The sequence below is a fragment of the Leucobacter rhizosphaerae genome, assembly GCF_022919175.1.
GTDB lineage: Bacteria > Actinomycetota > Actinomycetes > Actinomycetales > Microbacteriaceae > Leucobacter > Leucobacter rhizosphaerae.
Window position 1 is genome coordinate 2,925,133 of the sequence record NZ_CP095043.1, and the last position, 20,228, is coordinate 2,945,360.

At 69.6% G+C, this 20,228-nt stretch carries 18 protein-coding genes and 1 pseudogene; 7 read left to right on the forward strand and 12 right to left on the reverse strand.

What is annotated here, in order from left to right; genetic code table 11:
* Window position 1: 1 nt before the first annotated feature.
* Complete coding sequence (locus tag MUN76_RS13465; RefSeq protein ID WP_244685352.1) at window positions 2-970, forward strand: AraC family transcriptional regulator; 969 nt, start codon at window positions 2-4, stop codon at window positions 968-970.
* A gap of 23 nt (window positions 971-993) precedes the next feature.
* Here the strand turns inward: MUN76_RS13465 and MUN76_RS13470 are convergent, their stop codons facing one another.
* The 8 genes from MUN76_RS13470 to MUN76_RS13505 all read right to left on the reverse strand — a co-directional run bounded on the left by MUN76_RS13470 (window position 994) and on the right by MUN76_RS13505 (window position 10,698).
* Window positions 994-2,643, reverse strand: a complete 1,650-nt coding sequence (locus tag MUN76_RS13470; RefSeq protein WP_244685353.1) for an indolepyruvate oxidoreductase subunit beta family protein — start codon at window positions 2,641-2,643, stop codon at window positions 994-996.
* Complete coding sequence (locus MUN76_RS13475; protein ID WP_244685355.1) at window positions 2,640-4,820, reverse strand: thiamine pyrophosphate-dependent enzyme; 2,181 nt, start codon at window positions 4,818-4,820, stop codon at window positions 2,640-2,642. Before MUN76_RS13475 ends, MUN76_RS13470 begins: the two co-directional genes overlap by 4 nt.
* 159 nt (window positions 4,821-4,979) lie before the next feature.
* Window positions 4,980-6,047 carry a branched-chain amino acid ABC transporter permease gene (locus MUN76_RS13480; RefSeq protein WP_244685357.1) on the reverse strand — a complete coding sequence of 356 codons (1,068 nt, stop codon included), beginning with the start codon at window positions 6,045-6,047 and terminating at the stop codon, window positions 4,980-4,982.
* Window positions 6,044-6,925 carry a branched-chain amino acid ABC transporter permease gene (locus MUN76_RS13485; protein WP_244685359.1) on the reverse strand — a complete coding sequence of 294 codons (882 nt, stop codon included), beginning with the start codon at window positions 6,923-6,925 and terminating at the stop codon, window positions 6,044-6,046. Before MUN76_RS13485 ends, MUN76_RS13480 begins: the two co-directional genes overlap by 4 nt.
* The gene (locus MUN76_RS13490) at window positions 6,922-7,653 is read right to left on the reverse strand and encodes an ABC transporter ATP-binding protein (protein ID WP_244685361.1); all 732 of its coding nucleotides are present in this window, start codon (window positions 7,651-7,653) and stop codon (window positions 6,922-6,924) included. The genes MUN76_RS13485 and MUN76_RS13490 overlap by 4 nt, the downstream gene beginning before the upstream one ends.
* Window positions 7,650-8,423: an ABC transporter ATP-binding protein gene (locus tag MUN76_RS13495; RefSeq protein WP_244685363.1), complete on the reverse strand. Its 774-nt coding sequence runs from the start codon at window positions 8,421-8,423 to the stop codon at window positions 7,650-7,652. Before MUN76_RS13495 ends, MUN76_RS13490 begins: the two co-directional genes overlap by 4 nt.
* A gap of 15 nt (window positions 8,424-8,438) precedes the next feature.
* The gene (locus tag MUN76_RS13500; protein WP_244685365.1) at window positions 8,439-9,635 is read right to left on the reverse strand and encodes an ABC transporter substrate-binding protein; all 1,197 of its coding nucleotides are present in this window, start codon (window positions 9,633-9,635) and stop codon (window positions 8,439-8,441) included.
* Between the two features lie 232 nt (window positions 9,636-9,867).
* Window positions 9,868-10,698: a PaaX family transcriptional regulator gene (locus MUN76_RS13505; RefSeq protein WP_244685367.1), complete on the reverse strand. Its 831-nt coding sequence runs from the start codon at window positions 10,696-10,698 to the stop codon at window positions 9,868-9,870.
* A 119-nt stretch (window positions 10,699-10,817) separates the two neighbouring features.
* On the opposite strand from MUN76_RS13505, the gene MUN76_RS13510 reads away from it, so the two are divergent.
* A complete protein-coding gene (locus MUN76_RS13510; protein WP_244685369.1) occupies window positions 10,818-11,303 on the forward strand; it encodes a VOC family protein in 486 nt (161 codons plus the stop codon).
* A gap of 235 nt (window positions 11,304-11,538) precedes the next feature.
* Here the strand turns inward: MUN76_RS13510 and MUN76_RS13515 are convergent, their stop codons facing one another.
* Together MUN76_RS13515 and MUN76_RS13520 are read right to left on the reverse strand one after the other, a co-directional pair.
* Window positions 11,539-11,937, reverse strand: a complete 399-nt coding sequence (locus MUN76_RS13515) for a PaaI family thioesterase (protein ID WP_244685371.1) — start codon at window positions 11,935-11,937, stop codon at window positions 11,539-11,541.
* 17 nt (window positions 11,938-11,954) lie between these two features.
* Complete coding sequence (locus MUN76_RS13520) at window positions 11,955-12,350, reverse strand: RidA family protein (RefSeq protein ID WP_244685373.1); 396 nt, start codon at window positions 12,348-12,350, stop codon at window positions 11,955-11,957.
* 192 nt (window positions 12,351-12,542) lie between these two features.
* Here MUN76_RS13520 and MUN76_RS13525 point away from each other — a divergent pair.
* From MUN76_RS13525 to MUN76_RS13545, 5 genes and pseudogenes are all read left to right on the forward strand, one after another.
* Window positions 12,543-13,408, forward strand: a pseudogene (locus MUN76_RS13525) (fumarylacetoacetate hydrolase family protein).
* Between the two features lie 3 nt (window positions 13,409-13,411).
* Window positions 13,412-14,314, forward strand: a complete 903-nt coding sequence (locus MUN76_RS13530) for an acyl-CoA thioesterase (RefSeq protein WP_244685375.1) — start codon at window positions 13,412-13,414, stop codon at window positions 14,312-14,314.
* A gap of 104 nt (window positions 14,315-14,418) precedes the next feature.
* Window positions 14,419-16,803 (forward strand): bifunctional salicylyl-CoA 5-hydroxylase/oxidoreductase, encoded by a 2,385-nt coding sequence (locus MUN76_RS13535; RefSeq protein ID WP_244685377.1) that lies wholly within the window; start codon window positions 14,419-14,421, stop codon window positions 16,801-16,803.
* Between the two features lie 78 nt (window positions 16,804-16,881).
* Complete coding sequence (locus MUN76_RS13540) at window positions 16,882-17,655, forward strand: cyclase family protein (RefSeq protein WP_244685378.1); 774 nt, start codon at window positions 16,882-16,884, stop codon at window positions 17,653-17,655.
* Window positions 17,656-17,663: 8 nt separating this feature from the next.
* Window positions 17,664-18,062 carry a RidA family protein gene (locus MUN76_RS13545; protein ID WP_244685380.1) on the forward strand — a complete coding sequence of 133 codons (399 nt, stop codon included), beginning with the start codon at window positions 17,664-17,666 and terminating at the stop codon, window positions 18,060-18,062.
* Window positions 18,063-18,121: 59 nt separating this feature from the next.
* On the opposite strand, the gene MUN76_RS13550 is transcribed toward MUN76_RS13545, so the two are convergent.
* On the reverse strand, window positions 18,122-19,708 hold the full coding sequence (locus MUN76_RS13550; RefSeq protein WP_244685382.1) for a phytoene desaturase family protein: 1,587 nt from the start codon (window positions 19,706-19,708) through the stop codon (window positions 18,122-18,124).
* A complete protein-coding gene (locus MUN76_RS13555; RefSeq protein ID WP_244685384.1) occupies window positions 19,705-20,220 on the reverse strand; it encodes a flavin reductase family protein in 516 nt (171 codons plus the stop codon). The genes MUN76_RS13550 and MUN76_RS13555 overlap by 4 nt, the downstream gene beginning before the upstream one ends.
* Window positions 20,221-20,228: the final 8 nt, after the last annotated feature.

Genomic DNA, 20,228 nt, shown 5'->3' on the forward strand with positions numbered 1-20,228 from the left:
CATGGCCGCCCCGCTGCTGTCCGGCTTCCCCGTCGCGCGCGCCGCGAGCGCGGGGAGGCTCCGGGACGCCGTCGACGGGGTGACCGGCTACGACCACGCGGTGCTGGCGGGCTCGGGCTTGCAGGGCGCGACGCCGCCGGGGGCGCCGCCGGGGTCGCCGCGAGGCACCGTGAACGGCGCCCGCTTCGACGTGCTCTCCCTCGTCTACGTGGCGTACGCGACCCCGGTGCGGGTGGTCGCCCCCGCGACGCGGGGTCAGGTGGTGCTCGTGGTGCCGCTCGGGCCGATGGACGTCACGGTCGATGGGCGTCACACGCGCATGACCACGCCGTTCGTGCTGTCGGCGAGTGCCGACACCGTGATGGTGCCGGACCCCGCGGCGGGTGCGCTCGTCGGCGCCGTCGACGCATCGGCCCTCACGGCGCTGCTGCAGGAGAGCTTCGGCGCCGACCGAGAGTTCGCCGTGGACCTGGCGCAGGCGCGGCCGATCCCGGTGACGGCGGGCCCGGCGCTTCGCCGCGTGTGGAGCACCTTCGCGGCGGATCCGGATGGCGACCCCTCGCCCCTCGTCGACAGCCTGGTCGTCGGGCTGTCGATGTGGACGACGTACCGGGACTCGGAGCTCACCCCGTGGTCGGCCCCGCCGGCGTACCTGGCGGAGGCGGTGCGCCACCTCCGCCGCACCCTCTCGGAGCCGGTGTCGCTCGCGAGTCTCGGCGAGGTCGTCGGCATCGGCAGCCGCCAACTGCAGCTCGCGTTCCAGGCGCATCTCGGCCGCACGGCGCAGGAGTACCTGCGCGACGCCCGGCTCGATCGGGCCTGGGTCCTGCTCCGCGACGCCGGCGGCGGTGCGGGATCCCCGCGCTCCGTGAGCGAGGTCGCCGCGGAGGTGGGGATCCCGCACACCGGCCGGTTCGCCCAGTACTTCGTGGAGCGATTCGGGGTGCTGCCGTCCGAGCTGCGCGCGTAGCGGCGCCCGCACCGCCGACCCTGCTACGCCGCCACCGGCAGTGCGGCGACGGCCCGCGCGAGCGCGACCCCGTCCTCGTCCGCCATCGCGGCCTTCGTGAGGCGCGCGAGCGTCGCCGCTGCATCGGGCCGGCCGAGCAGGCTCGGCACGGTGCCGAGCAGGATCCCGAAGCTCTCGGACCCGTGCGCGTGCGTCTGGCCGTAGCCCTTCAATACTCGGGCGCACGTGGTGATCTCGCACGCCAGGTCGTAGTCGGTGGCGGCGACGTCGACGATGAGGTCGAGCCACGCGTCGATCGCGGCCTGCTCGCGGCCGTAGCGCAGCGAGCGGGGCCGGATCGGGCGCATGGAGGCCATGAACCAGAGCGAGCTGAAGCCGAACACCGAGGTGGTGTTCACGACCATGCCGTCGCGGGTGACGGCGCTCACGAGCTTCGCGAACAGCTTCGAGCGCGATAGCGCACGCCCGAGCGCCGTGGGGAGGGTATCCGTGATCTCGTCGAGCTGGGGGTGCAGGAACTCCCGGACCTGCGTCAGCTGTCCGGCGGAGGCCTTGGCCTCGGTCCGCACGCCCTCCATGCGGCGCTTGCGCAGCTTCTGCAGGGCGACGTGGATCGTGTCCTGGTACGCCATCCAGAGCGCCGTGTGGCGGGCGACCTCGATGGAGAGCGTGGCGTCGCCGTCCGGGCGACCCGCGTCGAACGGGATCACTCGCGAGGCCCGGTCCAGGAACAGGTCGGTGTAGCGGGGATCCTGGTAGAGCGCGGTGCGCACGCAGCCGTGCACCACCATCGAGCGAGCCGCCTCCGGGAAGTCGGCGACACGATCCATGCGGTCCGCGATCTTCGGGCCGACGAGCTGACGCGGATCGGAGATCGCGAGGTCGTGGTGCCGCTTCGCCTCGATCTCGGCGGCCTCGGCCTCGGGATCCCGCGGCGGACGGCGCCCGATCGTGACCCGCACGGGGCCGAGTCCCGAGGGCCGCTTCGGGGCCGCGGCGATCTCAGCCTCCTCCTCCGCGGCGCGCTGGGCGGCCTCGAAGCCGAGCCCGAACGCCTTGAGCGAGCGCTCGACGGCCTTGCCTGAACGCTTCAGCGATTCCTCGAACTGCTCGCGCGGGATCGGGAGCACCCCGGAGCCCGCGAGAGCACCGAAGAGCGAGGACGAAATCACGCTCCCCGCCTGCAGGGCGAGCGCGTTGAAGTCGGTGGCAACGAGGCGCTTCGACCCGGCGCGCGCCGAGTTCACGAGGCTCTCGACGTCGACGCGCCCGTCGCCGAGCGCGATCTTCTCCGTCACCGCGTAGACGCGGTTCGTCGACGCGATGAGGGTGGTGCGATCCGGCGTGCAGAAGCCGCGCTGGAGCGCGCGACCCGCCTCCATGAGTTCGGAGGCGATCACGACGTCGACCTCGCCCGGGGTGGGGAAGAGGCTCAGGATCGGTTCGGCGCGCGGGCTGCCGGGTGCCGCGGTATCGGCGCGCGGGAAGAGCTCGACGTAGTAGACGGTCGCTCCGGTGCGCTGCGCGACACCGGCCACCGAGGTGCTCTGCGTCACGTATCCCGCGTCCTCGCCGAGCGAGACGATCCAGTCGGCGAGCACACCGCCGCCCTCGCCGCCCATCGCGAGGATGGCGATGGTGATGGGCCGGCGGCCGGTCATCCAGGTGTTCACGCGGCCACCTCGTACTTGCTCGCGCGACGCTCGATCGGGCCGGAGAGCATCGACATCCAGCCCGAGCGGACGGCGCCGAGCGTCTTGTCGATCCAGCTCGGGTTGATCACGACGTCGGTGCGATAGAACGACGGGCAGAGGGAGGCGGCGTGCGCGTTCGCACCGCAGACGCCGCAGCCGACGCAGCTGTCGATGACGGTCGCGACCGGATCGGTGCGCATCGGATCGGGGTTGTCCTTGAGCGTGAGCGAGGGGCAGCCCGAGATGCGGATACAGGCGTGGTCGCCCGTGCAGGTCTCCGCGTCCACGCCGAAGCGCTGGCGCACGACCCGCTTGCCGGCCTTGATGGCCTGCTGGGTCTTCGGCTTCTCGCGCCGTTGCGCGTTGAGCTGGCACTCGCTCTGGGCGATGATGACCTTCGGGCCGTCCTCCTTCGTGGTGAACGCCTCGACGAAGATCTTCTTGAGCTTGCCCACGTCGTAGGTGTGCGACATCGTCTTGGCCCACTTCACCCCGACGCCGCGCACCGCGCGTTCGATCGGGTGCTGGGTCGAGCGGGAGGCCGGCGCGGATCCGCCGTACGAGGAGAGCACGTCCTGCCCGCCGGTGGCGGCGGCGTAGGCGTTGTCGACGACGACGAGCACCTGGTCGTTCTTGTTGAAGACCGCGTTGCCGACGCCACTGGTGAGCCCGTTGTGCCAGAAGCCGCCGTCACCCATGACCGCGACCGTCGAGCGGTCGGCGTCGCGGGCGTTCAGCGCGGCGGCGCCGGCGGATCCGAGGCCGTAGCCCATCGTGGTGCCGCCGAGGTTGAACGGCTCGTTGATCCCGAACAGGTGGCAGCCGATGTCCATGCTGACGTGGTGCTCCTGCCCGACCTCCTTCTCGGCGAGTTTCATCGCGCTGAAGATCGGGCGCTCCGGGCAGCCGGTGCAGAGCCCCGGTGGGCGTGCCTGCACCTGCGCGGCGTCCACGCGCGGTGCGAACGGGCTCGCCGGGTTCTCCGGCGGAAGGAGGAGCGCGGGGCGCGACGCCATGAGCTCCGGGCGGTGCGCCTCGAGGAACTCGGTGAGGCCCTTGGTCACCACCTGAGTCGTGTACTCGCCGCCCATGGGCAGCAGGTCCTTGCCGTGCAGCGCGGTGGTCACACCGGCCTTGCGCAGGATCGAGTGCAGGTTCTGCTCGATGTAGTCGGGCTGTCCCTCTTCGAGCAGCAGCACGGCCTTCTTGCCCGCGCAGAACTCGAGGACCTCCTCGTCGACGACCGGGTAGGTGACGTTCATCACGTACATCGGCACCTGGGTGTTACCGAAGGCGTCGGAGCAGCCGAGCAGTTCGAGAGAGCGATTCAGGGTGTTGTAGAGCCCGCCCTGCACGATGATGCCGATGTCGTCGACCCCCTCGGCGCCGTCGAAGAACTCGTTCATGCCGTGGGTGCGGATGTACTCGACCGCCGCGGGCCAGCGCGCGTTGATCTTCTCCTGCTCGTGCAAGAAGCTGGCAGGCGGCAGCACGATGCGGCTGAGGTCGCGCTGGGGGTGCTCGACGGCGTCGGTGACGGTCATCGGGGGTCGCACGTTGTCCTCGGCGATGAAGGATCCCTGGAGGTGGCAGGAGCGGAGCCGGAGATCGAGCATGACGGGGGTGTTGCTCGCCTCGGAGAGGGCGAAGCCGTGCTTCACGGAGTCGACGATGGCGGAGATGTTCGGGCGCGGATCCAGCAGCCACATCTGCGACTTCATGGCGAACGCATGCGAGCGCTCCTGCATGATGCTGGATCCCTCGCCGTAGTCCTCGCCCAGGATCACGAGCGCCCCGCCCATGACCCCGCCGCTCGCGAGGTTCGCGAGCGCGTCCGACGCCACGTTCAGCCCGACGGTGGACTTGAACGTCACCGCGCCGCGGAGCGGATAGTGCACCGATGCCGCGAGCATGGCCGCGGCCGTGGCTTCGGAGGCCGAATTCTCGAAGTAGACGTCGAGCTCGTCGAGGATGTCGTGCGCGTCGCCGAGCACATCCATGAGGTGGGAGATCGGCGCTCCCTGGTACCCGCCGACGTAGGCGACACCCGATTCGAGCAGGGCTTTCGTGACCGCGAGGATCCCCTCGACGTGCAGCGGCGTGCCGGCTCCCGAACGCAGGAGTTTCACCTCATTGACGAATGAACGCTCTGCCATGATCCAGCCTTTCCATGTCACCGTTGACTCGGACCCGAGGGTCGTCCCTCAAATATATCAAAGAACCCACGAGCGTCACGCAAATGTTAGAAACCTGAGTGAAACACTCGGGTGCGTCTGCGTACGAGGGTACGCAGTTCGGCGGTCGTCAGCTACCGCTCACCGGAGTGATGCGGGGCTTGAACGGCCAGGTCGCCTCTCGACCCCCGTGATCCCGGACGGCCTGAAGATCAGGATGATCACCATGATCGCGCCGAGGGTGATGAGCCGGCTCCCCGAGGGCAGCGACACGACGACGTCGCCGAGCTGCAGCCCCTTCTCGAACAGCCCGAGCACGTGGCTCAGCGCCGAGATCGCGAGGGCGCCCACGACCGCTCCCCACATCGACAGCATGCCGCCGACGACGAGCATTGCGATCGTGGTGAAGGTGAAGTCGAGCGAGAACTGCGAGGCCTGCGCGACCCCGTTGAGCTGCACCCAGACGGCACCGCCGATCCCGGCGAGCGCACCCGAAACGGTGAAGGCGATCAGGCGGTGCAGGGTGACGCGGATCCCGGAGGCCGGGGCCGCCTGCACGTTGTCGCGCGAGGCCCGGAGCATACGCGCGCTTCGGCTCTGGCCGTACAGCCAGGCGAGGGCGATCACGGCGAGTGCGATGAACAGGATCGACTGCAGATCGAAGCTGCGCGGCAGCCCGGTCATCGACTGACCGGCCTTCGGGCCGATCTGCTTCCAGTAGGTGAGGATCTGCACGACGAGCATCAGCAGCGCGAACGTCGCGATCCCCGCCTCCAGGCCGTTCAGGCGCATCAGGGCGAGCCCGCTGAGCAGGGCGACGAGGCCCGCAACCAGCGCCGCGATGAGCAGGGCCACGAACGGGCTCGCGCTCGCCTGGGCGAGGAACGGGAACAGGTCGGGCATGATCGCGGACTTGATGTTCGGGGGAATCGTCAGCAGCGACAGCGTCCAGGCGCCGACCGCGACGAACGCGATGTGGCCGAAGGACAGCACGCCGCTGTTGCCGATGAAGGTCCACATGGCGACCACGATGATGAGGTTCGCGAGGGCGTAGCCCAGGTCGATCGCTGCGGTCTGCGACACGAAGCTGGTCGCCAGGGAGACGACCCACACGACGAGGAGCGGAACGGCGAGGGTCCACAGGCGGGCCAGCGGTTCCGGGATCGTGATCCCGGTGAACCGACGCCGGGGTGCGGGGGAGGTGGTCATGTGCGCTCCTTGGAGTGCCGCCCGGCGAAGAGGCCGTTCGGGGCGATGACGAGGACGACGGCGACGAGGAGGTAGACGAACGCGATGCGGAAGTCGTTGATCCAGTCGGGGAGCCAGGTCGTGAACATGGAGACGGCGAAGCCGACGATGAACCCGCCGAAGACGCTGCCGCCGAGGCGCCCGAGTCCGCCGATCGCGGATCCGATGAGCGCGAACAGGGTGACCTGCACGCCGAACGTCGGCCCGACGGACCCCGACTGGGCGGTGAGCACAAAGGCGATCGCGGCGGCGAGGATGCCGCTCAGCGCGAAGGTGAGCGCGATGACACTGCCGGCCCGGATCCCGAGCACCCGCGCGGCCCGGAAGTCCTCGGACGCCGCCCGCACCTGCAGCCCCATGCGGGTGCGGGTGAGGAAGACGTGCATGCCGACCAGGAGGACTGCGCCGAGCACGATGGACACGACCGAGATCAGGTTGACGCGCAATCCGCCGATCGTGACGGAGGAGGCGAGGGCCGGGGCGACCGCCGCCGACAGCACGTTCGTGCCGAAGACGCCATCGTAGACGCGCTGCAACAGGATGCTCACTCCGAAGCTCGCGATCAGCAGCGTCGCCGGGGGCTGGGAGCGGATCCAGCGGAAGACCGCCGCGTCCATGAACAGTGCGAGTGCCACGGCGACGACGATCGAGGCGACGATGGCGAGCGGCCACGAGACGGGCCAGAGCAGGATCAGAGCGTACCCCGCCCCGGTGATGAGCTCGCCGTTCGCGAAGTTCGCGAGGCGCATGACGCCGAAGACCAGGCCGATGCCGAGCGCGGCGAGCGCGTAGACGGCACCGGCGGAGGTCGCGTCGATGAGTGCTTGGAGGAAGGTCACGAGCCTAAGTACGCTTTCATGAGAAGGGCGGAATCCTGGGCGTCGGCGGGGCTCAGCGTCATGGTGATGCGGCCCTCGCTGAGCACGTGGGTGCGGTCCGCGGCGGCGACGGTCTGCTGCGCGCGCTGCTCGACGAGCAGCACGGCCGTGCCGCGGGCCCGGATGCTCTCGATCGACGCGAACACGGTGTCGACCGCCGTGGGGGAGAGCCCGAGCGACGGTTCGTCGAGCGCGAGGAGGCGCGGCGCGGCGAGCAGCGCGCGGCCGATCGCGAGCTGCTGCTGCTGCCCGCCAGAGAGGAGGCCGGCCTGGCGCTCGGCGAACTCCTGCAGGATCGGGAACAGGGTGTACACCCACTCCAGGTCCTCCGCGAGTCCGGCCGACGATGCGCGGGCGGTCGAGCCGAGCCGGAGATTCTCCCGCACGGTGAGCCGGCCGAACACGTTGTGGCCCTCCTGCACGAGTGCGACCCCGGAGCGGGCGATGCGCTCCGTCGAGACCCCCAGCAGGTTCGCACCGGCGAAGGTGAGCGACTGCGCGTTCGCGCGGACCGCGCCGACGAGCGCGTGCATCATGGAGGACTTCCCGGCGCCGTTCGGGCCGATGATCCCGACGAGCTCACCCTCGGCGACGGTGAAGCTCACGCCGCTGACCGCGGGGACACCGCGGTACGCGACGGTGAGATCCTCGACCGCCAAGAGCGGGGCCGTGGTGCGTGCGTCGCTCATGCGAGCCCTCCCTCTGCGATCTGCTGCGCCGCGCTGCCCAGGTAGCTGCTGGCGAGGCGCTCGTCGCGCCGGACCTCGTCCGGAGTGCCGTCGAGCACGTTCTTGCCGGCGCCGAGCACGAAGATCGTGTCGCAGCTCGAGAAGATGAGCGGCATGTTGTGGTCGATGAGGAGCACCCCCACGCCCTGGTCGGCGACTGTGCGCATGGTGGTGCGCAGATGCTCGGCCTCACCGTCGTTGAGACCCGCCGCGGGCTCGTCCATGAGGACGTAGCTCGGCCGGGTCGCCAGCGCGCGGGCGACGCCGAGGCGCCGCTCGACGCCGTGCGGCAGCCCGTCGGCGTCGTGCAGCATCCACTCGGAGAGCTGCAGCTCGTCGAGGAGCTCCAGGGCGAGCCGCCGCGCGGCCCGCCGGCTCCCGCCGCAGGCGAGCGCGGTGATCTCGACGTTCTCGAGCACGGTGCTGCGACGGAAGAGGTGCCCGTGCTGGAACGTGCGGGCGATGCCGCGGCGGGCCCGGCGCTCCGGGCGCACCCGGGTGATGTCGTCGCCGTCGGCCGACACGCGCCCGCTGTCGGGCAGGTCGTACCCCGTGAGGATGTTGACGAGTGTCGACTTGCCGGCGCCGTTCGCCCCGATGAGGCCGGTGACCCGGCCCTTCGGGATCTCGATCGACACGTCCGTCAGTGCCTGGACCCCGCTGTAGGAGCGGGAGAGGGTGTCCCCCCGCAGGCCGTCGTGGCCTGCGGGGGGAGTGGTGGTCTGCTGCATGCGCGGATGCTCCGGTTAGCGGAGGACCTGCTCGGGTGCCCGCGTCTCGAGCCACGCGAGCGCGCCGTCCTTGACCTCGAGCACTCGCTGGGGCCGCTCGACGTTCACGTGCAGGTCCGATGAGAACGAGGTCGGGCCGACGAGCAGCGGCACATCGGAGAACCCGGTGAATGCCTCGGCGAGCGTGTCGCCGTCCCACGAACCCGACTCCTCGACCGCCAGCTTGACGGCCTCGATCGCCGCGTTGCCCGTCGTCATGCTGCCGTTCTCGGGACGCTGCCCGTAGACCTCCTCGTACTTCGCGGACGCCTCGTTGACCTTCTCGTCGCTGTCATCGCCCCACACCGAGGGGTACGTGACGATGTAGTAGTCGGTGAGACCCGGGATCGCGCCCAGCCAGAATGTGCCGTCCATGCCGAAGCCGGAGACGACCGGCGTTGCGAGCCCGCCATCGCGGAGCTCCTTCGCCGCCTTGCCCCCGCCCTCGCCGTAGCTGCAGTTGAAGATGACGTCGGGGGCTTCGCCGCTCGTGATCTTCGAAACGGTTTCCTTGACGCTGTCGCCCTGCACGAAGGAGTAGGTGGCGATCTCCGTGCCGCCGAGCTCGGTGAACCGCTTCGCGGCGGTCTCGCATTGGTTCTGGGTGTACTTGATCGAGTCGTCCTTCAGGAAGACGGCCTTGGTCCAGCCCTGGTCAGCGGCGAACTCGGCCATCACGCTGGCCTCACCGGGCACGGCGTTGCCGAGGGAGAACCCGATGTTCAGGCCGCCCTCCGGGCCGTAGATGGTGTCGCCCACGCAGGGGGCGATATTCAGCACGTTGTTCTGCTCGGCCACCTGGGAGGCGGGCACAGCGGTGTCGTAGTCGCAGGTGACCATGAGCACCTTCGCGCCGTCGTCGATCAGGCTCTGCGCCGCCGGAGCGTACTTCTCGAAGTCCGAGCCGGTGTCGATGACGGAGAGCTCGACCTGCTTGCCGTCGATGCCGCCATTCTCGTTCAGCTCATCGATCTTGATCTTCATGGCGTTGAGCGCCGGGATGTCGAAGGGGGACATGAAACCGGTCTCGGCCATGACGGCCCCGATCAGCACGGTCCCGCTGTCGTCGCCGCTGCCGCCGGCGTCGGAGGGGGCGGCCGATGACACGCAGCCGGTGAGTGCGAGAGATCCCGCGGCGAGTGCCACGAGTGGGACGAGGATGGACTTCCGCATGGGCTGATGCCTCTCTGTGGTGACGGAGCGGCTCCGCTGCTGCGAAGGGTCCGCCGGGGTGAACATGCTCTGACGCGTCAGTGACGATCGCAGAGAGGTTCGTGCCGGAACAGAGGGGTCTTGGGGTGGCATGAATGCTCGGACGTCGACAGTGACATCACAAGTTCTATCCCAAATCGGTTACGCGCGTCAATAGAATGTTTGCTCTTGTGATCTGCGCGTCACCCGATCGTCATCGTTTCTCGAGCGCGACCACTTCCTGGACGTACGCGAAGGCGGGCTGCTCGAGCTGTGTCACGACCTCTTCGATGAGGCGGGTGGCGGGATCCCCGGGCCAATCGCTCCGGAGCAGTTCACGGGGGAGTCCCGGATCCCGCATCGGGAGCACGCGCCAATCGTCGAGCGCGCGGAGATAGTGCACAAACGCCTCGCGGGGGGCGATGCCGTCGCGATGGCTCCGGATGAGGGACTGGAAGCCCGACTGGTGGCGCGCGATGAACTCGCGGTATCCGCTCTCGATGGCGTCGAGATCCCAGCTCTCCCGGGCCATGCGGGTGAGATCCTGGCCACCCGCGTGCCGCCCGACGAGGATGTTCGTGTTGTTCGTGAGCTCGAGGCTGTCGATGAGCTCCAGGGCGTCGGCCGCCATGCGCGCCGGCGCGATCCAGACCCCTTGCCCGACATTGCCGAAGCCGAGCAGCGCGAGCCGGGAGCGGAGGAGGTGCCGCTTCGCGCGCTGCTGCTCGGGGACGGAGAAGGTGGCGATGCACCAGCCGTCCTCGAGCTTGGCGGGCTGGCGGGCGTGCCAGATCACCTCATCACCCGAGGCGAGCGACGCCTTCGCGAGGTCGGTGAGGCGGTAGCCGCTCTTGCCGTCCTGCTTCTCCGGTACGAGCCAGTGCCGCTTCTTCAAGCGGGAGACGCCCGTGCGGGTGCTCGACTCGTCGATCCCGAGCTCCTCGAGCAGTGCGACGATTCCCTTGATGGGCATCCAGTCCCCGGTGCGGCGGGCGAAGGCGCCGAGCAGCGTCACGAGGAGGGTGCGGGAGGTGTTCGAGCTCATGGTCGACCTGTTCTACTCGGTTCTCGCGGGAGGAATGCAACGTCTCTGTTGCGATCATCACAGAATCGTGACAGTTTTGTGCAGAGCCCAACGGTGTGTGCTCAGAAACAGGAGAGACGATGAATAGCAGGCCCACATTCTCCCACGTCGGCATCACGGTGCCCAAGCTCGAAGACGCCGTGGACTGGTACCGCGACGTCTTCGGCTACACCCTGCTGGCGGGGCCGCTCGAGGTGCTCGAGGATGATTCACCCCTCGGCATCGCCGCCACGGGGATCTACGGCCGCGGCTTCCGTCGCTTCCGGTTCGCGCACATGGCGTCGCCCGACGGCAACGGCTTCGAGGTCTTCCAGTTCGATGCGCCCGCGTACGAGCGGCCGGACGAGGTCTTCCAATTCTGGCGCAGCGGGGTCAACCACTTCGCCGTCACCGCGCCGAACGTCGCCGAGTTCGCGGCGGAGGTGAGCGCCTCGGGCGGCACGCAGCGCTCGGAGGTGGTCACGCTCGACGAGTCGCGCGGCTTCCAGATCGTGTACTGCGAGGATCCGTGGGGCAACGTCTTCGAGATCTGCTCCCACCCGTACGCCGATATGTGGAACGTGTAGTGCGGGGGTGCGGCGGCGCACGGCCGCACGGCCGCCGCCGTACCCCCCCCCGTACCCGCTCGCCCCCCCCCCGGCACCTGCTCGCACCCCGCTCCCGCGGTCATCTTGCTCGAACCCCTCCCTTCTTACCGAGAGCCTTCGATCTGCGCGCTCACTTGGGAGGCGTTCGGCGTGGAAGGAGGCGTTCGGGACCGGGGCGCGGGGCGCGGGGGCGAGAGGGCGCGGTGGGTCGGGCCTAGCTGTCGCGGAGGACGGTCGTGACCCGCGCGGTCGACACCCGGTGGCCCAGGGCGTCGTCGATCTCAACGGCGTAGACCGCGACGGTGCGGCCGAGGTGGATCGCGCGGCAGGTCGCCGTGACGCGGCCCTCGGCGGCGCGGCCGGTGTGCGTCGCGCTGATGTCGAGCCCCACGGCCGTGCGGCCGTTGCCCGCGTGCTCGCAGGCCGCCAGAGACGCCAGTGTTTCTGCGAGTGTGCAGTAGGCCCCGCCGTGCATCGAACCGGTGATCTGCCGGTTCCCCGCAACGGGCATCGTCGCGATCGCGTGGTCGGCGTTGACCCGCACGAACTCGATCCCGAGTCGCTCGTCGAGCTCCCCGAGGACGGTCTTCACTGCATCGGTGTTGGTGTGCATGGTGGGCGCTCCTTCTGTCAGTCGCCGAGGTAGGCGACGCCTTGGATTTCGATCAGGGCCTCGGGCTGCCACAGCTTCGTGACGCCGATGCCCGCCATCGCCGGGTACTCACTCCCGGCCATCTCCCGCCACTTCTTGCCGATCTCGCGGCCGTGGCGCTGGTAGTCGTCGACGTCCGTGAGGTAGATCGTGACGTCGATCAGGTCGCTGGGGCTGCCGCCCGCGTGCTCGAGAGTGGCGAGAACGTTGCCGAACGCCTGCACGAACTGCTCGACGATGCCGCCGGGGACAATCTGGTAGTCGGCGTTCAGGGCGGTCTGGCCCCCGAGGTAGACGAACGGCCCCGCCTTGACGCCGTGCGCGAAGCCGATGGGCTTGCAGAGCTGCGGGGGGTTGATGATCTGTGCGGACAACGGGGTCTCCTTGGGGCTGAGTGGGGGTGGGGTGCGTCAGGGGTCGGGATCGCGAAGGCTTCAAGAACCGGAACTTTCATCACGTACTTGTGACGTTCGTGAATATTCTGACATACTAATGGTGATTTCGCGCGAGGCAGTTTCGGTCACCGCTCCGAACCCCTGCTCCGCCACCGACCTACGGGAGCAACGATGCACTTGGGGACACTCGCCACGACCGGCTCCGGCACCCGGGCCGCCGTGCGCGACGGCGACACCTGGATCCTGCTGGAGGCCACCGACGTCGGTGCGCTGATCGCCGAGCCTGACTGGCGGGATCGGATCGCGGCGGCGCGCGACGGCGGCGAGCGCACGCCGGTCGATGGCGCCGAGCTCGCGGCGCCGATCCTCCGGCCGGCGAAGATCGTCTGCTGCGGACTGAACTACCACGATCACATTGTGGAGACCGGCCGCGACATCCCGGAGTTCCCCACGCTGTTCGCGAAGTTCGCCGACACCCTCACAGGCCCCGAGGCGGAGATCGCGATCGAGGGGCCGAGAAGGTGGACTGGGAGGCCGAGCTCGCGGTGGTCGTGGGCGCCCCGCTGCACCGTGCCACACGATCCGAGGCCGAGGACGCAATCCTGGGGTACACCGTGGCGAACGACGTCTCGTGCCGGGACTGGCAGCAGCGGACCCTGCAGTGGTTCCAGGGCAAGGCCTGGGACCGCACGACCCCGCTGGGCCCGGTCGTCGTGACGGCCGATGAGGTCTCGCCGACGGAGGGTCTCGCGATCCACGCCGAGATCGACGGCGTGACGGTGCAGACGAGCAACACGCGCGAGCTCGTCTTCGACGCCGCGGACCTGCTCGCCTACGTCTCGCAGTTCGCGTCGCTCGCCCCGGGCGACCTCGTACTCACGGGCACCCCCGGCGGCGTCGGGCTCGGCATGAGCCCCCAGCGCTGGCTGCGGGACGGCGAGGTGCTGACCACCACGATCGAGGGCATCGGGACGCTCCGCAATCGGATGCGCCTCTCGGCGCCGAGCGGGCACGACGCCCCGGACTCGCAGGAGTAGGACATGGACGACACGATCCGCACGACCAACCAGGCCGACGCGCAGCGTTTCCTCGCCGCGATCCGCCTCGAAGAGGCGGAGGCGCAGGTCTTCGACCGGGCGTTCACGGTCACCCCGCAGTACGTGCCGTGGCCGAAGGCGTACGGCGGCGACTCCGTGGCGCAGGCGGCTGCGGCCGCGATCGCGACCATCGGCGACGACCGCGAGCTGCACTCGCTCCACAGCTCGTTCCTGCGGCCCGTCGAGTGCGGGCAGCCGGTGCGCTACGAGGTGGAGCTGCTCCGCGACGGTCGCGGCTACTCCACCCGGCACGTGCGCGGGTATCAGAGCGGCAAAGTCGTCTTTCTGACCACCGCCTCCTTCCAGGTGCCCGAGGCGGGTCGCGAATTCTCGCCGAGCATGCCCGAGGGGGCGTCGCCGGACGCGCTGCCGAGCGCCGCCGAGGTGCTGGCGCGCGCGGGTGCCGACTCGACCGCCGCGGGCGATTACTGGGCGCGGGGTCGCAGCTTCGACATGCGGCACGATCCCGCGCCGCTCTACGGCGGCTCCACGGCCGGCGATGCGGGGTCCGCAGCCGAACAGCACGTCTGGGTGCGCGCCTTCGAGGCGCTCCCCGACGACGCACGCACGCAGCAGATCGCGCTCGCCTATCTCTGCGACTACACGATCCTCGAGCCCTCGCTCCGCGCCCTCGGGCTGAACTGGTCCTCACCCGGGCTCGTCACGGCCAGCCTCGACCACAGCATGTGGTTCCATCGGCCGGCGCGAGCCGACGAGTGGCTGCTTTACGCGCAGGAGAGCGCGGGTGTGCAGAGCGGGCGCGCGCTGAACTCCGGCCGATTCTTCACCGCCGACGGCCGACTTGTCGCCACCGTCATGCAGGAGGGCATGATCCGCCAGACCTGATCGGGCGCGGTGGCACCGCGCCCGGATCCCGAACCACCTCAGCATCACCGGCCTCCAACGACGGAGCGTCGACCACACCCCTTCCCAGCAGAAAGGAATCGCGCATGGGAAAGAAGATCGCCGTCATCGGGGGAGGGCCTTCGGGCCTCTACTTCTCGGTGCTCGCCAAGAAGCTCGATCCGACGCACGACATCACCGTGTGGGAGCGCAACGCCCACGACGACACCTTCGGGTTCGGGGTGGTGTTCAGCGATGAGACCGTCGGCGGCATCGAGAACGCCGACCCCGAGTTCGCCGCCGCGATGGAAGCGCGCTTCGCGAAGTGGACCGACATCGACGTGCACTTCAAGGGCGAGCGCATCACGATCGGCGGCCAGGGCTTCGCCGCGGGGAGCCGCAAGGAGCTCCTCCTGCTCCTGCAGCATCGCGCGCAGGAGCTCGGCGTCACGATCCACTTCCGCACCGAGGCTCCCGACGTGGAGGAACTCGCGCGCGACTACGATCTGGTGATCGCGTGTGACGGCATCAACTCCAAGATCCGTCCGCACTACGCCGAGTCGTTCCAGCCGTCGCTCGACCCGCGGAAGTCGAAGTTCATCTGGCTCGGGCTGGACCGCGCGATCGAGGCCTTCACCTTCCACGTCAAGCACACACCCTGGGGCATCATCCAGGTGCACGCCTACCCCTACTCGGCCACCGAGAGCACGTTCCTCGTCGAGATGCACGAGGACGTGTGGCGCGGCGCGGGTTTCGACGCGAGCGAGAGCACGAGCTTCCCGCCCGGGGTCAGCGATGACGCCTCGGTCGCGAAGCTCGCCGAGATCTTCGCCGAGGAGCTCGGCGACGCGACGCTGCTCACGAACAACTCGAAGTGGATCACGTTCAACACGGTGCGCAACGAGAAGTGGAGCCACGAGAACGTCGTGCTGCTCGGCGACGCGGCCCACACGGCGCACTTCTCGATCGGCTCGGGCACGAAGCTGGCGCTCGAAGACGCGCTGGCGCTCGCCGCCAACCTGCACGAGCAGCCCGACGATCTCTCGGCGGTGCTGGAGGCCTACGAGGCCGAGCGCCGTCCGGTCGTGCTGTCGCTGCAGCGCGCCGCGCAGGCCTCGCTCGAGTGGTTCGAGAACATCGGCCAATACGCGGAACAGGAGCCGCTGCAGTTCGCCTTCAACCTGCTCACGCGCTCGCGCCGCATCACCTTCGAGAACCTCGGGCTCCGGGATCCGGGCTTCGCCGAGATCGTGCAGAAGGACTTCGCCGACCGCGTCGGCGGACCGGACGTGCCCGCGATGTTCCAGCCGTACCGGATCGGGACGCTCGAGCTGAAGAACCGCGTCATCGTCTCGCCGATGGATCAGTACTCTGCGGAGAACGGGATCGTCGGCGACTACCACCTGGTGCACCTCGGCAGCCGGGCCATCGGCGGGGCCGGGCTCGTGATGACCGAGATGATCGCGCCCTCCGCGGACGGCCGGATCTCGCCCGCGGACGCGGGGCTCTACACGGATGAGCAGCGGGAGGCGTGGGCGCGGATCGTGGACTTCGTGCACACGACGACCACCGCGAAGATCGGCGCCCAGCTTGGGCACTCTGGTCGCAAGGGATCGACGAAGGTGATGTGGGAGGGGATCGACGAGCCGGTCGAGACGGGGGGCTGGGAGGTCATCGGGCCCTCCGCGATCCCGTATGGGCCCGGCAGCTTGACGCCGCGAGAGGCGACCCGCGCCGACCTCGACCGCATCACCGCCGACTATGTCGACGCGACGCGTCGGGCGGCCGAGGCCGGCTTCGATCTGCTCGAGCTCCACGCCGCGCACGGCTACCTGCTCTCCTCCTTCATCTCGCCCATCTCGAACCGGCGCGACGACGCGTACGGGGGCTCGCTCGAGAATCGTCTGCGCTACCCGCTCGAGGTGTTCGATGCGGTGCGTGCGGCGTGGCCCGAGGGCAAGCCGCTCCTCGTGCGTCTCTCGGCCACCGACTGGATCCCGGGCGGCATCACTGACGACGACGCGGTCGAGATCGCCGCGGCGTTCATCGCGCACGGGGCCGACGGCATCGACGTCTCCTCCGGACAGGTTGCGAAGGAGGAGCGCCCGCAGTACGGCCGGAGCTACCAAACGCCGTTCGCCGACAAGATCCGGAACCGGGTCGCGGCGAAAGCCGACGTCGCGGTGATCGCGGTCGGGGCGATCTCCTCCTACGATGACGTGAACTCGCTCCTGCTCGCCGGCCGCTGCGACCTCGTGGCGATCGGCCGGAGCCACCTCTACGACCCGCACTGGATGCTGCACGCGGCCGCGGACCAGGACTATCGTGGGGATGCGGTCGGCTGGATCGATCAGTACCGCGCCGGGCGGCGGAAGCCTCCCACCGCCCGCACGGACGCGATCCGGCCCCGTCTCGAGCTCCTCGTCGGAAACGAGACTGCGGATCCCACTCACACCCGATGGATCGAGGGGAGTACGATCCCGGTGGCGTAATCGCATGACCCAGCACCAGACCGGGGTGCGCACCACGCGGCACCCCGGGCGCATCCATCTCAACGAGGAGAACCCAACATGAGTACCACTCTGGACATCGCAACCGCCCTCGCATCGGGCACGGTCCGCATCGTCGACCTGACCAATCCGCTGTCGTCCGAGACGCCGACGCTGCGGCTGCCCGACCCCTTCGCGAACCTCATCGACTTCAGCCTGGAGGAGGTCAGCCGCTTCAACGACCCTGGGCCGCTCTGGATGCACCACAACATCCACACCGGCGAGCACATCGGCACGCACCTCGACGCCCCCGTGCACTGGATCAGCGGCAAGGACGGTCTCGATGTCGCCAGTATCCCGCCCGCCCGCCTCGTCGGTCCCGCCGTGGTGCTCGACTTCACCGCGCAGGTGGCGGAGAACCCCGACTACCTGGTGACGGTCGAGGACATCCGGGCCTGGGAGGCCGACCACGGCGCGCTGCCCGAGAACGGGTGGGTGCTCTTCCGCACCGGGTGGGATCGTTTCGCGAGCGACCGCGAGGCGTTCCTGAACACCGACGAGACCGGATCGCACACGCCCGGTATGACCGCGGAGACCGCGAAGTGGCTGGCGGAGGAGACGAAGATCTCGGGTGTCGGCGTGGAGACCGTGGGGATCGACGCGGGGCGCGGGGCGGAGCTCGATCCGCCGTTCGCCGCCCACTACCACCTGCTCGGCAACGACAAGTACGGCATCACCTCGCTGCAGAACCTCGGCGAGTTGCCGGCGACCGGCGCCGTGATCATCGTCGCGCCGCTGCCGATCGTCGGCGGCGGTGGCAGCCCGTCGCGCATCTACGCGCTGATCGACGCATAGGGGCCGCCATGTCGCGCACGGTCATCAACCCGCCGGAGATCCATCCTGCGCCCGGGTTCAGCCACCTCACGATCGCGCCTCCGGGTACCACCGTCTATGTTTCCGGGCAGATCGCCCTCTCGCGTGATTTCCAGGTGATCGGTCCGGGGGACCTGGCGGAGCAGACCCGGGCGGCGATGCGGAATGTCGGAATCGCCCTCCGCGCGGCGGGTGCGGAGTGGGGCGACGTCGTGCGCCGCACGATCTACACGGTGCACCCCACGGAGTACGAGGTGATCACGGCCGCGATCGAGGAGGTGCAGGGGAGCAGCGAGCATCCATCTCAGACGATCGTCGGCATTTCCGGTCTTGCGATCGCGGGGCTGCTCATCGAGATCGAGGTGACGGCGGTGATCCCGGCGAGCTAGCTGGACGCCGTGATGGGTGTGGTGCTGGCCGCTGGATCAGCACCACACCCGTTTCGCTGTTACCGGGTCTTGCCGGTGATGATGCGCTGCGCGACCAGGTGCCCGGATCCCGCACCGAGCCCCGGCCCCGGGTGCGTCGCGGCGCCGATGTGCCAGACACCCCCCACCGCGGTCCGGTGCCCCGCCGCGCCCGGGAACGGGCGCCAGCGGAGGTTCTGATCGAGTTCCGCGGAGCCCGCGTACGGGTCCCCGGAGATCGCGTTCGGGTTCTCTGCGAGCAGGTCCGTCGGCGCGATGATGTCGGTCGCGAGGATCGACTCGCGAGTGCCCGGCGCGAACGCCTCGAGGCGGTCGATCACGCGGTCCACGTAGCGCTGCCGCAGGTCGCCGCTCTCCCAGCCGCCGCGCGTGTCGATCGTTTCGGACGCGTCGCCGACGGGCGCGAACGGCACCTCCTGCAGCTGGAGCCAGAGCGTCGCCTGGCCCTGGGGCGCCCGACTCGGATCGAGCAGACTCTGCTGTCCGACCACCACGGTGGGCCGCGACGGCAGGAGCCCCGCCTCCGCCTGGGCGCACGCGATTCCGGTGCTCCCGGATCCGTCGCTCAGGTGGATCAGCGGTACCGAGGCGAGCGCGGGATCCTCCCACTGCAGTGGGCGATCCAGCGCGAAGTGGAGCTGCATCGCTGCGCGGCCCGGACGGTAGTGCTCGGCGCTCCGTCGCTGGCTCGCGACCTCGGGCGACGAGCGGAGCAGCGACCCGTACAGCGCGCCGGGGGACACGCTGGCGAGCACGGTGTCGGCGGCGATCGTGCCCGACGACGTGCGCACCCCGGTGGCCTTGCCGCCGGAGACGAGGATCTCCTCGGCCTCCTCGCCCGTGCGGATCTCGACACCCGAGTCACGCAGCAGCCGCTCGAACGCGACGAGGAATTCCCCGGCGCCGCCCGTGACGACGGGCAGGCCGAACTGGTGCATGGCGGCCGCGAACACCGGGATCATCATGCCGCCGGTGGCGTGATCCGGGCCGAGGCCCGAGTGCAGGCCCCACGGGGTCCAGAGTGCGTCGACCTCCCACCCGGTGAACTTCCGTCGGAGGTAGCTGCGCGCGCTCGTCAGCGAATCGCGGGCCAACGACTCAAGACCGGCCGCCTTGAGCGCGCGCAGTGCCTTCCACCCGAGCGTGCCGGCGACGCGGTTCGAGCCGAGCTCCGCGCCGAGCGCCCCGAAGATGAACGGTGCGCGCGGCCCGAACTCGTCGAGCATGCCGAGGTACGCGTCGCGGTCGCTCGCGAGCCCGAAACCCTCGGCCGTGCGCGCCGGGTCGCGGTACGCGATCGTCGTGCGCCGCTCGCCCTGCACGTCGGCCGTGCTCGCCGTGACGGCGTCGTCGCTGTTCGAGTAGCTCAGGCCGCGCGCCGCGAGCTCATCGCCGAGCTCGGCGAACGCCGCACTGGAGACGAAGAGCGGATGCCACGAGGAGTAGGTGTCGTGCCGGAACCCGGGGAGCGTGCGCTCGGGATCCGCGGCGATGAAGCCGCCGATCCGCTCCGCGCGCTCGATGAGTACCGTGTCGATCCCGGCGCGGGCGAGCTCAGCCGCCGCGACCATCCCGTTGATACCACTCCCGATGACAACCGTTGTCATGAGCCCTCCGAGCTGTGCGTTGTGGTGCCATGATAGCTGCCGCCGTGGAAGACGAGCGGTGCCGCAGCCGCGTGCGCGTACCGCACGATCTGCCCGATGTAGATGACGTGGTCGCCGGCCTCGTGGCGTGCCGTCGTCTCGCACTCGAACGTGGCGAGGGTGCCCTCGAGCACCGGGATCCCGGCCACACCCTCGCGCAGCGGCACCCCCTCGAACTTGTCCGTCGCCCCCGCCGCGAATTGCCGCGACAGCTGGTGCTGGTCGCTCGCGAGCACGTTGATGGCGAAGTGCGTGGCCGTCTCGAACGCCGGCAGGCTGCGCAGGTGCCGGCCGGGGCACCACAGCACGAGGGGCGGGTCCATCGAGAGGGAGGTGAAGGAGTTCGCCGTCACCCCGATACGCTCGCCCTCCGGGGTGACGGTCGTGACGACGGTCACCCCCGTGGCGAACTGGCTGAACGCGGAGCGCAGATCCCGCGGGTCGAAATCTGCGGCATCGACACTGGTACTCATGGCGGATC